Annotated in this window: 11 protein-coding genes; 8 read left to right on the top strand and 3 right to left on the bottom strand. The window is 46.3% G+C overall.

Annotated elements, in window-relative coordinates:
• Positions 1–3: 3 nt before the first annotated feature.
• From surE to gap, 3 genes are all read left to right on the top strand, one after another.
• Positions 4–759, top strand: coding sequence for a 5'/3'-nucleotidase SurE (gene surE, locus ACO05Z_RS09200; protein WP_421901880.1), 756 nt, complete (start codon positions 4–6; stop codon positions 757–759).
• A gap of 194 nt (positions 760–953) precedes the next feature.
• Positions 954–1877, top strand: coding sequence for a class II fructose-1,6-bisphosphate aldolase (gene fba / locus ACO05Z_RS09195; protein WP_421901879.1), 924 nt, complete (start codon positions 954–956; stop codon positions 1875–1877).
• A gap of 233 nt (positions 1878–2110) precedes the next feature.
• The gene (gene gap, locus ACO05Z_RS09190; RefSeq protein WP_421901878.1) at positions 2111–3097 is read left to right on the top strand and encodes a type I glyceraldehyde-3-phosphate dehydrogenase; all 987 of its coding nucleotides are present in this window, start codon (positions 2111–2113) and stop codon (positions 3095–3097) included.
• A gap of 63 nt (positions 3098–3160) precedes the next feature.
• Here the strand turns inward: gap and ACO05Z_RS09185 are convergent, their stop codons facing one another.
• Complete coding sequence (locus ACO05Z_RS09185) at positions 3161–3919, bottom strand: peptidoglycan-binding domain-containing protein (RefSeq protein ID WP_421901877.1); 759 nt, start codon at positions 3917–3919, stop codon at positions 3161–3163.
• 225 nt (positions 3920–4144) lie between these two features.
• Here ACO05Z_RS09185 and ACO05Z_RS09180 point away from each other — a divergent pair, with 225 nt between their 5' ends.
• From ACO05Z_RS09180 to ACO05Z_RS09165, 4 genes are all read left to right on the top strand, one after another.
• Complete coding sequence (locus tag ACO05Z_RS09180) at positions 4145–4957, top strand: amino acid ABC transporter permease (RefSeq protein ID WP_421901876.1); 813 nt, start codon at positions 4145–4147, stop codon at positions 4955–4957.
• A gap of 29 nt (positions 4958–4986) precedes the next feature.
• Positions 4987–5820, top strand: coding sequence for a transporter substrate-binding domain-containing protein (locus tag ACO05Z_RS09175; protein ID WP_421901875.1), 834 nt, complete (start codon positions 4987–4989; stop codon positions 5818–5820).
• A 251-nt stretch (positions 5821–6071) separates the two neighbouring features.
• A complete protein-coding gene (locus tag ACO05Z_RS09170) occupies positions 6072–6956 on the top strand; it encodes a transporter substrate-binding domain-containing protein (RefSeq protein WP_421901874.1) in 885 nt (294 codons plus the stop codon).
• Positions 6957–7144: 188 nt separating this feature from the next.
• Positions 7145–7858 carry an amino acid ABC transporter permease gene (locus tag ACO05Z_RS09165; protein WP_421901873.1) on the top strand — a complete coding sequence of 238 codons (714 nt, stop codon included), beginning with the start codon at positions 7145–7147 and terminating at the stop codon, positions 7856–7858.
• Here ACO05Z_RS09165 and ACO05Z_RS09160 read toward each other — a convergent pair.
• Positions 7852–8568, bottom strand: coding sequence for an HD-GYP domain-containing protein (locus ACO05Z_RS09160; protein WP_421901872.1), 717 nt, complete (start codon positions 8566–8568; stop codon positions 7852–7854). The genes ACO05Z_RS09165 and ACO05Z_RS09160 overlap by 7 nt on opposite strands.
• Positions 8569–8861: 293 nt before the next feature.
• Between ACO05Z_RS09160 and ACO05Z_RS09155 the strand changes: the two genes are divergently transcribed.
• Complete coding sequence (locus ACO05Z_RS09155) at positions 8862–11297, top strand: methyl-accepting chemotaxis protein (protein ID WP_421901871.1); 2436 nt, start codon at positions 8862–8864, stop codon at positions 11295–11297.
• A gap of 81 nt (positions 11298–11378) precedes the next feature.
• On the opposite strand, the gene ACO05Z_RS09150 is transcribed toward ACO05Z_RS09155, so the two are convergent.
• Positions 11379–12023, bottom strand: a complete 645-nt coding sequence (locus ACO05Z_RS09150) for a lysophospholipid acyltransferase family protein (RefSeq protein ID WP_421901870.1) — start codon at positions 12021–12023, stop codon at positions 11379–11381.
• Position 12024: the final 1 nt, after the last annotated feature.

Genomic DNA, 12024 nt, shown 5'->3' with positions numbered 1-12024 from the left:
CTGATGAATATACTTCTGACCAACGATGACGGCATTCAGGCAGTGGGCCTGCGCGCCCTCTATCACGGCCTGAAACGGGCCGGAATGAATGTTCAAGTGGTCGCCCCTGTTGCGGAACAATCCGCGGTGGGACACGCCGTATCGCTCTCTTCACCCCTTCGAGTCAAGAAATTTGAAGAAGACGGTTTTACCGGGCTGGGTGTTTACGGGACTCCAGTAGATTGCGTCAAGCTCGGATTAACCACCCTGCTGGAGACAAAACCGGACATCGTGGTTTCCGGCATTAACAGCGGAGCCAACGTCGGCGTTGATATTCTATACTCGGGAACAGTTTCCGCTGCAACCGAAGGTGCGCTGATGGGTTACCCGGCCATGGCTGTTTCTTACGACAGCTTCAAACCGGAAGAACTGACAGATCAGGGGGATTACTGCGCAGAGCTGCTCAGAAAAATCCCTTGGGATAAACTAGGTGAGAAAACCGTGGTTAACCTGAATTTCCCGGCTGTTTCGGTCAAGGATGCCGAAGAACTTAAAATATGCCGCCATACCCGTGTCTCATGGCAGGACTGGTATGAAGCAAGGGAAGACCCGCGCGGACATAAATATTACTGGCTGAACGGTGTTATGCCGAAAGAAAAAATCAGCCCCGGCACAGACAGGGATCTGCTGACCAAGGGCCATATCACCATGACACCACTGCATTTTGATTTCACCGATCGGGAGGCAATTGCAACTCTGGAGCAAAGCTTCGGTATATAGTCCATGTCTTTTTAAAGAGTATATGGACATTTTGTTTCTTGATAGGATATATAGAGTGTATTTGGAACTAATTTGCGGCAACTGCAACTGAATAAGGGAAGTATGGCAAACAAAATATATTGTTTGCCAGGAAATAATTTCAGGGAAAATGCCGCGTCATCATTTAAGTATAGTTATCCACTAAGGAGGATTACATGCCACTAGTTTCGCCCAAGGAAATGTTCGAGGGAGCCTATGCCGGCGGCTATGCCATTGGCGCGTTCAACGTGAACAACATGGAGATCATTCAGGGAATCATGGAAGCGGGTAGCGAGGAGAACGCTCCCCTCATTCTTCAGGTTTCCGCCGGTGCTAAAAAATACGCCGGTCTGGGCTACATCATGAAACTCATGGAAGCTGCACTGCTCGACACTGACCTGCCGGTAGTACTTCATCTCGACCACGGCGCAAACTTTGAGATCTGCAAAGAAGTCATCGACGGCGGATTCACATCAGTCATGATTGACGGCTCACATCTTCCTTTTGAGGAAAACATCGCTGAAACCAAGAAAGTGGTAGAATACGCTCACGAAAGAGGCGTATGGGTTGAAGCAGAGCTTGGACGTCTCGCAGGCGTTGAAGAAGATGTTGTTTCCGACAAGACCATCTACACCGATCCTGACGAAGCTGTTGAATTCGTAGAGCGCACAGGCTGCGACTCCCTCGCTATCGCCATCGGCACCAGCCACGGCGCATACAAATTCACCGGCGAAGCAAAACTTGATTTTGACCGTCTTGATAAAATCGCTTCTTTGCTGCCCAAATACCCCATCGTTCTGCACGGTGCATCCAGCGTTGTTCCTGAATTCGTTGCCATGGCAAATGAATTCGGCGGTGACATCGCCGGAGCAAAGGGCGTCCCCGAAGACCTCCTGCGCAAAGCTGCATCCAAAGCAGTTTGCAAAATTAATATCGATACTGACATCCGCCTTGCAATGACTGGAGTCATCCGCAAATTCATGGCTGAGAACCCCACTGTCTTCGACCCGAGGGGCTATCTGGGTGAATCCCGCAAGGCTGTTAAGGAAATGGTCCGCCACAAGATTATCAACGTGCTGGGCTGCTCCAATACCGCATAATTTTTTACAGGCCGTTTTTTTAGGGAATTAACGGCCTGTATTACTAAACCAGGGACCCGCATCTTTATAGATGCCAAAGGGAAGAATGTCTCAGGGCAATTGAACGCGCCGCAACCAGGGAAAATCGCGGCCCAGATGTGTTCAGCCCCTGAAATTTTGAATATAACCGGATTAGCTAGGGAAGCTGCCCGGGTTTTCGAGATTTCTTAGACAGAATAAGGAGAAAACAAGCAATGGCTGTAAAAGTAGGTATTAATGGATTTGGCAGAATCGGGCGCTACCTCGTCCGCCTGATTCACGACAGTAAGGATTTCGATCTTGTTGCAATCAACGCCCGTGCATCAAATGAAGACCTCGCTCTTCTTTTCAAGCACGATTCCGTACACGGAACTTTCCATGCAGATGTGGAAGCCAACGATGACGGCTTCACCATCAACGGCAAGCAGATCAAGGTAACCAGATGCGCTCCCGGCGAGTGGCTTTGGAAAGACCTCGGCTGCGACATGGTTGTTGAAACAACAGGTAAATTCCGTGACCGTGCAAGCTGTGAAAAGCACATGGCCTGCGGTGCGAAGAAAGTTATCATCAGCTCCCCCGGAATTGATGCTGACCTGACTGTCGTAATGGGTGTTAACGATGCAGACATCAAACCGGAGCACAACATTATTTCCGGCGCATCCTGCACCACTAACTGTCTTGCCCCCGTTGCCAAAGTCATTAACGATGAATTCGGCCTTGAACGCGGCCTGATGACCACTGTTCATGCCTACACCATGAGCCAGAGGGTTCTGGACGGTTCCCACAAGGATATCCGCCGTGCCCGTGCCTGCGCAGTGAACATGGTACCCACTACCACAGGCGCAGCCAAGGCTGTAACCATGGTTATCCCGGAACTGGAAGGTAAGCTGGACGGTATGTCTATCCGTGTTCCCACACCCAACGTCTCTCTTGTGGACCTTACCTGCGATCTCGGTCGTGAAACCACCAAGGAAGAAGTTAACGCCGTGCTTGCCAAGGCAGCGAATGAGCACATGGGCTACACAGAAAAGCCCCTCGTCTCCACCGACTATCTCGGCGACACCCACGGCGGTGTTGTTGACGGTCCGCTGACCGAAGTCATGGACGGCAAAATGCTCAAACTCATCATCTGGTACGACAACGAAGCCAGCTTCACTAACCAGCTCGTGCGTTTGATGGATAAAGTATCCGGAATGATGTAAGATATTCCCATCGCAATGAAAAATCCCTCTCAGTTCTTAGGAATTGAGAGGGATTTTTTATTTCTAAATTGCAGCAGCTTGTATGTGCATCCAATCATAATTTTTGGCCAGACCTAAACTGGTCCAACCCTCATCAGTCCAAATCTCCCACCATTTATCATACTCCGGCTGAGCAAATACGGCCTTATCGCGGCCCCAATCGAGTTGGTTATGTGAAGGATCGTAATCCACTGCAATCCCCCAGCTATGTGTTGAGTAACGGCTACCCTGCCTAACCCTACGTACGTTCAGGCAACCGCCCCACTTATCAAGATTCAATTCCTGAATTCTATCATATCCGTAATGTTCAAGCACCCGGTGCAAAACACGTTCAAGGCTGTCATGAACTTTTTCATGGCAGGAGTATGAATTCACAACTTTCTTGGGATTCCAAGCCAAAACATGAGGATACGGAAGATGAAGCCGGACCTGATGTTGTCCAACTTTGCCATAGAATTTATACAATTCATCTTCGCTCTGTGAAGGCCATTTAAGGGGTCCTGAAGCATTGCCGGAAATGGAGTCATAATGAAATTTTAACTTGCGGTACATTGCATCGGTTTCGTCAGTCCAGCGTCCATTAATTACTACAGGATTCGAAATTTTGCCCATTAACATCTGCAGATATCCGGCTAGACACTCACGCCTTGTCCAATGTTCACCAATTACCGCCAAACTCCTTAAAGCTTCCATGGTCTTGGGGCCGGCAATACCGTCACAGGCGAGGTTGAATCCTTCTTCATTCAATCTGTTTTGTATAAACCTGACTATTTCCCTATTCATTTCTCCTCCATTACTTTAATAAACCAAGCAAGTTGTTTTCAGCTGGAATTAAAACAGGAAACGAACCACACTTATACACAAAATAAAAATAAATGGAAACAGATTCACAAAGAAAATTCACAGCATGACAGTAAAAAAGTACCAACATTTCATCCAAATTGTCATTGACTAGTCTGATTTAACAACTTTCTGGATTTGTGTTTAATTTCATAGTACTTAAGTAGAATGTTTGATTCTGACGGCCAGCACCTAAAGGCCGATAATAAAAAAAAATTCCTTTTTGACTCCCTGCTCTTCAGTATAATTGTATCCTGTTTCTGCTACCTTTTATATAAGGGTACGGAATCGCTTGGTTATAATTGGCAGTGGTTCCGTGTTCCGGGCTTCCTTTTCAGCTTTAATGAAGGGGAATTCATTCCCGGCCCCCTGCTTGAAGGGCTGAAAGTGACTCTTGAGATTACAGGTTTAAGTTTTGTGCTGACCTTTGTGATCGGGCTGGGAACAGCAATCATGCGTTTATCCGGTTCATTTACCGCGAAAGCTCTTGCCCGCATTTATCTGGAAATAATCCGCAACACCCCTTTACTGATCCAGCTTTTCTTCATCTACTTTGTAGTTGCCCCCATTGTCGGCATCGACGGATTCTGGGCATCAGTCATTGCCCTCAGCCTTTTTGAAGGTGCCTATGCTTCTGAAATTTTCAGAGCGGGAATAACCTCTATCGACAGAGGACAATGGGAAGCTGCCTTCAGCTTGGGTGGAGATAAAAAATTCGCATATATGAATGTAATCCTTCCACAGGCCGTACCACGAATAGCCCCTCCCCTTGCAGGACAGGCTATCGCTCTTGTTAAGGATTCCGCATTGGTCAGCACTGTCGCCATTTACGACCTTACTATGCAGGGACAATCAATTATCTCTGAAACCTTTCTAACTTTTGAGATATGGTTTACTGTGGCAGCCATATATCTTTCAATCACGCTTTTGCTCTCGTGGGTATTGGATAATGCAGCACGTAAGTTCAAGAGCGAATGGTAAATCAAGTACTAACACTCTGGAGGAAAACAATGACCTTATGGAGAACTATCAGCGTAGGTATTACTACCGCGATTCTGATCATGGGCCTCTCTTCCGCCGTTTGGGCTGGAGATGCAAGACAGAATCTTTCCCAGGACAGCACACTTGAAAAAGTCCTTAAACGAGAAACCCTGAGAGTAGGCTTTTCCACCTTTAAGCCATGGGCCATGAAAGGCAAAAATGGTGAATTTATCGGTTTTGAAATCGATGTAGCAAAACGTCTGGCATCAGATATGGGTGTGAAAATCCGTTTTATCCCAACCAAATGGGACGGCATCATTCCTGCCCTGCTCACCGGTAAATTCGACATCATTATCGGCGGTATGGGTATCACCCCTAAACGCAACCTAAAGGTCAATTTTTCCGATCCGTATGAATTCAGCGGCATGTCCATCGTAGCGAACAAAGATGTGGCAGCCGGAAAATCGTCACTGGCTGATTTCAATAATGCTGAAACCCGTGTTTCTGTCCGCCTCGGCACCACAGCTGAAAAGGCAGCTAAAAACTTCCTGCCCAAGGCTAAGCTCCTTAAATTCAACGATGAGGCAGCATCTATTCAAGAACTGCTCAACGGCAAGGCCGCTTGTCTTGTAGCCTCCAATCCCCTGCCTGAAACCCTTGTAAATAAATACCCCGGCAAGCTCTACCTGCCCTTGCAGGCTGATTTCACCAGCGAACCCATTGGTTTCGCAGTCCGTAAAGGCGATCCGGACTTTTTGAACTACCTCAACAACTGGATCAGAGTCTGCAACTCTGAAGGTTGGCTTGAAGCCCGCTACAACTACTGGTTTAAAACAGAAGACTGGAAGTCTCAGGTGGAATAAAAGACATCTCTTAGAGAACCAAGACAAGCTCCTTTCATGACACAACTGTCGTGAGAGGAGCTATTTTAAAGTGTTTTGCATTGTTTCATTAGATTCAGTGCGACACTTATGTCTTTTTTACAGCCTGCTTCCACTATTTTTAAATATAGCTTACAATGAAGATGACCCATTCTAAATAACGCTTTCTTTTCGAAGTCGACATCAATATCTCTCGAAAATGACAAAGCGTATTTAAACCATCGGAGGTTACGATGACACTATGGAGAACTCTCAGTGTAAGTATTGCAGCTGCAATTCTAGCGATTAGTCTGGCTTTCCCGGTTATGGCTGAAGACATTGGGCGAGATTTTTCTAAAGGCAGTACCCTTGAAAAAATTCTCCAACGCAAAACACTCAAAGTTGGAATCTCGATTTTTGAACCCTGGGTCATGAAAGACCAAGATGGTCAGTATATTGGCTTTGAAGTCGATGTTGCCAAAAGGCTTGCTTTAGATATGGGGGTGCAATTAAGCTTCGTGCCCACGGATTGGGATTCCATTATTCCCGCTCTGGTGGCACACAAGTTCGATATCATCATATGCGGCATGAATATGACTCCTGAACGAATTCTCAAGGTTAATTTTTCCGACCCATATGAATTCAACTCAATGTCCATTGTCGCGAATAAAAACGTTGAAACAGGCAAGATGAGCCGCGCAGACTATAATAACGCAAGAGTTGGCGGCCCTGCGCATCTATTTGCTCTGGAAGACTTTAATAGCCCCAAGATCCGTATAGGTGTACGCCTCGGCACAACTGCCGAGAATGCAGTAAAAAATTATACTCCCAAGGCAAAAGCTGTTGTTTTTGAAAATGAGGAAAAATCCATCGAAGCATTGTTAAACGGCGATGTTTCCTGCCTCATGTTGTCTCAGCCTCTGCCGCGGATGCTTGCACAAAAGTATCCTAAGAAACTGTATCTGCCTATGAAATCCGGATTCGCCCGTGAGCCGAGCGGATTTGCTGTCCGGAAAGGCGATCCTGACTTTTTAACTTACCTTAATAACTGGATAAGGATCTGCAATTCCAATGGCTGGCTCAAAGCCCGTTACCAACATTGGTTCAAGACCGACCCTTGGAAGACGCAGATAAAATAGCAATATAAATGTTCGATTCACAAAACAAAATCTCCTCCCGTGATATCCTGCTATTAGCATGTATCATAGGAGGAGTTATTTTAATTTTCCGCCATCTGGCGCAAGGGCTGAACTATAACTGGGACTGGTCCGTAATTCCTGATTATATCGCTCGATTTGACAGCAATTCAGGAAATTGGAGAGCTGGAATGCTCACACAGGGATTGCTGGTAACATTACGGCTCTCGCTCTGGTCCATCCTGCTGGCACTTCTCGCCGGAACAATCATGGGCATGTGGCGGGTCAGCCCAAGCCCTCTACTTCGCATGATTTCCAGCAGCTATGTTGGGCTGATTCGCAATATTCCGCCTTTGGTACTGATATTTATCTTTTATTTCTTCCTTGGCGATCAGATTATGCAGGCGACCGGAATTACCGAACTTTCATATTCTCTTGATGACAGCACCTCTCCGATTCTCACAACTTTATTCGGCCCGGTGGAACAGCTTCCGGCCTTTCTGTCCGGTGTACTGACCATGGCCCTTTTTGAAGGAGCTTACATAACTGAAATAGTCCGGTCTGGAATAGAATCAATTGATAAGGAACAATGGGAAGCCTCAGCAGCACTTGGCTTCAATCGAAGAAATCAGTTGATTTATATCATCCTGCCACAGGCTTTTTCGCGCTCTCTGCCGCCGCTGGCCGGGCAATTTATCTCAACAATCAAAGACTCTTCAATTGTCTCGGTAATTTCCATCCAGGAACTTACCTTTGCCGGTCAAGAGCTTATGTCAGCTACCTACAGGACTTTCGAAATCTGGTCTCTTGTAATCATCATGTATTTTATACTGACTTTCCCCTGTTCACTGGGCGTCCGTGAACTTGAGAAAAGAATGAATCCCCACAAAAGGTCGCATCATTGATGAACTAAAACCGCATGTTCAGGGACGCGAATTTTTTGAGGATCATGTTCTTCACCAAAAGAATTCCCTTGCTGAAAATATTTTTCAACCTTATCCGTGATTCCCATGAATGCATCTACTATAACAGGATCAAACTGAGTCCCGGAACAACTTTTGATCTCCTTGATGATTTTGCTGAATTCTATAGCCTTACGGTAAGGGCGATTGCTGGCCATAGCTGAAAGAGTGTCTGCAACAGCAATAACTCGCGCGCCAAAGGGGATACGTTCTCCTTTTAGACTGTAAGGATAACCTTCTCCATCAAACCTTTCATGGTGATGAAGAATTATCCCGGTAATACGGTCTAATCCGGAAACTGAGGCTACCGGCTTTACAATTTCAGCCCCTATGGATGGGTGCTGTTTTACAGTTTCATATTCTTCAAGAGTTAATCGGCCTTCTTTTTTTAGAATTGAATCAGGAAGACCAATTTTCCCTATATCATGCAAATGACCTGCAATGTGCAGCAACTCACATTCCCGGTCATCCAAGCCAAGCTGAACCCCCAAGGCTTGCGCTACAACAGCTACTTCTTCTGAATGCGAACAGGTGTAATGATCCTTGGCATCAATTGCATTACCAAGAGACTCTGCAAATTGATGAACCGTCATACTTGCTACATTATTATTGTATTCTTTTTTTCTATTAAAAAAATTTACTATCTTTCTCATGGACCACCACTAACTTATTCAAAATGATTAATTGCAGAACTGAGAGCAGACTATTTTAATCGAAAATGATTGTCAATCGCATCCAAATTAAACTTTTTAAAATAAAATATAATCGAAAAAATTTCATTTATAAATTTCGTTAAGCATCGAGAAAATCCCTACGCTCTTCCTCTGAGAATACAGGCATCTACATGGAATAATGCATTTTTTCACACAACCGTAACTATCAGGACATAGCAATATATTCTTTGACGACATAAGTTGCCCTCAACAAAGTCGAGGAGGAGTCCTACATGTCTCTGAAATTAAAGCTAATTACATTTTGCGTTGTCATCGGCCTAATCCCACTTATAGTTGTTGGAACTTTAAGTGTCGATATGGCTTCAAAAGCTCTATCTGAACAGGCTTTTGGACAACTTGAGTCCGTCCGTGACGCAAAGAAGAAGAACCTGCAAGACCTGGTCAACAAGTGGTTCCAAGAAGTAAAGCTCTTCTCCAACGTCAAAGAAGTATACAACGCTGTAGGCTTGATAGGTGAATACGCATTAGAATATGAGATTCCGGGGAAACCCATGGATGTTACTTCCGAAGAATATAAGGAAGTACACCAATACGCAGCCACTCCCTTCATCCCTTTTGTTAAAACACTCGGCTACGATGATGCCCTTCTTATGAATGATTATGGTCGGGTTCTCTTTTCCATTAAAAAGGAAAAAGATCTCGGTGCGGACTTTAAAAAAGGCCAATATAATAACACCAACCTTGCCCGGGCTTTCAAAAAGGCTGTCAAAGGCGAAATAGTCTTTGCAGACTTCGAACCCTATGCGCCCATGGGCGGAACTCCGGTTGCTTTTGTCTGTGCCCCTGTGCACTCACACGCCGGGGATATCCAAGGCGTTGTTGCCCTGCGGATTCCTCTCAACGAGATCAATTCCATCATGACCCTGCGCTCTGGTATGGGTGAAACTGGTGAGTCCTACCTTGTCGGGTCAGATTTTTTGATGCGCTCGGATTCTGAACTCAATCCTGATCGCAGTGTAAATAACTCATTCAGAAACCAGCATAAGGGTAGAATCGACTCCGAAGTAGTCAAATTAGCCTTGGAAGGCAAAAGCGACACCGACCTTATGACTGGTGTTAACAACATCGAACAGCTCATAGCATACTCCCCCATTGATATCGGTAAAACCCGCTGGGCCCTTATCTCTGAGATTCACAAAGAGGAAGCGTTTGAAGCAGCAAGCACCCTCAGGATTTTTGCTTTGATCATCTCAGGAATCACTGCGGTTATTGTTGTACTGGTAACTCTTATATTCCTGCGCCGTTCCATTCTTGGCCCGCTTGAGCGAATTGAGAAATTTGTTACCGCCATTGCCAGTGGCGACTTTAAAGCCACACTTGAGGGTAAATTCAAAAGTGAAATCAAGAATCTGGCCGATGGAATTCAGGTCATGGTCGCTGAGCTCAAGAACAAGCTCGGTTTTTCGCAGGGTATGCTGGACGGCATGACGGTACCCTGCCTTATATCTGATACTGATGCTAAAATTTCATATCTTAACCAGCCGCTTTGCGAATTGCTGGAAAGCGGAAAATCCTGCGATAGCTGGATCGGGCGTCCAGTAAAAGAACTTCTGCAGGCCCCTCCCGGAGAAAAAGGAATCCTGACCCGCTGCCTTGATGAAAAACAGCCGATCGTTAATGTTGAACGACGCTGGAAAACCAAAAAAGACAACTACCGAGATGTCCGTATCGACGCGGCCCCGCTCTATGATCTGGATAATGAACTTATCGGCGGATTCGCAGTCATCGTTGACCTGAGTGATATTAAAGCCAAAGAAGAACAGATCAGCGAACAACACAAAGTCATGGTGGAAATTACCGAAAAGGCACAGTCAATTTCTCAGTACCTAACAAAAGGTGCCTCAGAAATTGAAACACAGGTTGATCAGGTTTCCTCAAACACAGAAAAACAGTTCGACCGTATTGAATATTCATCGCAGGCAATCACTGAAATGAACCAGACCCTGCTCAACTCAGTCACCAACGCTGAGAATGCAGCAGAGCAAGCCAAGCAAACCCGCGCACGAGCTGAAGACGGCATGCAGACTATGACCGAAACCAGCGTGGCAATCGACCAGCTACAGGCCCTGTCCGACACAGTAAAAGAAAATATGCACCACCTCGGCGAACAGAGCCAGTCCATTGGCGGAATCATTGGGGTTATCAACGATATTGCCGACCAGACCAACCTGTTGGCTTTGAACGCAGCAATCGAGGCCGCCCGCGCAGGTGAAGCCGGAAGAGGTTTTGCTGTTGTCGCAGATGAGGTCCGTAAACTGGCGGAGAAAACCATGCAATCCACACGGGAAGTTGAAGATGCAATTAAAGGCATTCAAGGTTCCGCCCAAGCCAACATCGAAAACACAGACCAGACAGTTGAAGCGGTTGTGCATGCAAGCGGGCTGGTAGAAAAATCAGTGCAGGCATTTCAGGAAATTTCAGGGATGTCTGTTGATACTGCTACTGAAATCGAAAAAATCGCCCAAGCCACAGACCAGCAATCTGAAGCTCACGACCAGATTCACAAGAGCGTTGAAGACCTCAAAATGCTGGCCGGTGACACCAAATCCGACATGCAGGAGTCAGCCACATCCATCACCTCACTGGCAAGAACAGCACAGGAATTGGAAAATCTCATTGAACGGCTCAGCAATGCTGCCGGCATATAAATCCACAAACAGAACTCCAAACAAAAGCGGCCCTGCTCCACTTAGGAACAGGGCCGCTCTTACTATCTATAACTGTTGACTCTAATCCGGAGTCATACTTGCCATGATTGCTTCAAGGCGTCGGGCTTCGCTAGCCAAGATATCTTCATCAAGTTTTTGTTCGGTAACCTCAAAAGGTTCTCCCAGCAAAACTTTGCAGGGCATAAATGGCTTGGGTAGCTCAAACCTGTCCCATGACTTTTCAAACACAATAGGCTTTGAAGGATAAGCCCGCATGGGAATGATGGAAGCCCCAGTCTTCTGAGCAATTGCCAGAATACCAGACTTTACTTCATGGCGCGGCCCCTTGGGACCATCCATGGTGATGGCACCGATCTTACCTTTCTTACGCATAACCCGGGCAACTCCGAGCATGGCTTTTAATCCGCCACGGGTAGAAGATCCGCGCGCAACCTCATAGCCGATACGCTCAAGAACCTCAGTAATAATCTGGCCGTCCTTACTGTCACTGGCCATGGTCACTAACGGCAGTTTTTCCAGAAAGCCAAGACCGATCAGGCTGAACAATTCATTGTGCCACAAAGCCAGCATAAGTGGTTTACCCTGCTTATGCGGTTCAATGATATTTTCATATCCGCTGATATCAAAACGCATGGAGCGCACCCACCAGCGATAAAGAAATGCAACCTGCGGCGCAAATTGAACCGGATCAATCTTGATTTTCATG

It is taken from the genome of Maridesulfovibrio sp. (assembly GCF_965230075.1).
Classification (GTDB): Bacteria; Desulfobacterota; Desulfovibrionia; order Desulfovibrionales; family Desulfovibrionaceae; genus Maridesulfovibrio.
This window is presented reverse-complemented; position numbering and strand designations above follow the sequence as displayed.

What these genes read in the sequence shown, in the direction of transcription:
- ACO05Z_RS09175 (WP_421901875.1), top strand. Translation starts at nt 4,987, where the DNA reads ATGACCTTATGGAGAACTATCAGCGTAGGTATTACTACCGCGATTCTG.
- ACO05Z_RS09180 (WP_421901876.1), top strand. Translation starts at nt 4,145, where the DNA reads ATGTTTGATTCTGACGGCCAGCACCTAAAGGCCGATAATAAAAAAAAA.
- gap (WP_421901878.1), top strand. Translation starts at nt 2,111, where the DNA reads ATGGCTGTAAAAGTAGGTATTAATGGATTTGGCAGAATCGGGCGCTAC.
- ACO05Z_RS09170 (WP_421901874.1), top strand. Translation starts at nt 6,072, where the DNA reads ATGACACTATGGAGAACTCTCAGTGTAAGTATTGCAGCTGCAATTCTA.
- ACO05Z_RS09185 (WP_421901877.1), bottom strand. Translation starts at nt 3,919, where the DNA reads ATGAATAGGGAAATAGTCAGGTTTATACAAAACAGATTGAATGAAGAA.
- fba (WP_421901879.1), top strand. Translation starts at nt 954, where the DNA reads ATGCCACTAGTTTCGCCCAAGGAAATGTTCGAGGGAGCCTATGCCGGC.
- ACO05Z_RS09155 (WP_421901871.1), top strand. Translation starts at nt 8,862, where the DNA reads ATGTCTCTGAAATTAAAGCTAATTACATTTTGCGTTGTCATCGGCCTA.
- surE (WP_421901880.1), top strand. Translation starts at nt 4, where the DNA reads ATGAATATACTTCTGACCAACGATGACGGCATTCAGGCAGTGGGCCTG.
- ACO05Z_RS09160 (WP_421901872.1), bottom strand. Translation starts at nt 8,568, where the DNA reads ATGAGAAAGATAGTAAATTTTTTTAATAGAAAAAAAGAATACAATAAT.
- ACO05Z_RS09165 (WP_421901873.1), top strand. Translation starts at nt 7,145, where the DNA reads ATGCTCACACAGGGATTGCTGGTAACATTACGGCTCTCGCTCTGGTCC.
- ACO05Z_RS09150 (WP_421901870.1), bottom strand. Translation starts at nt 12,023, where the DNA reads ATGAAAATCAAGATTGATCCGGTTCAATTTGCGCCGCAGGTTGCATTT.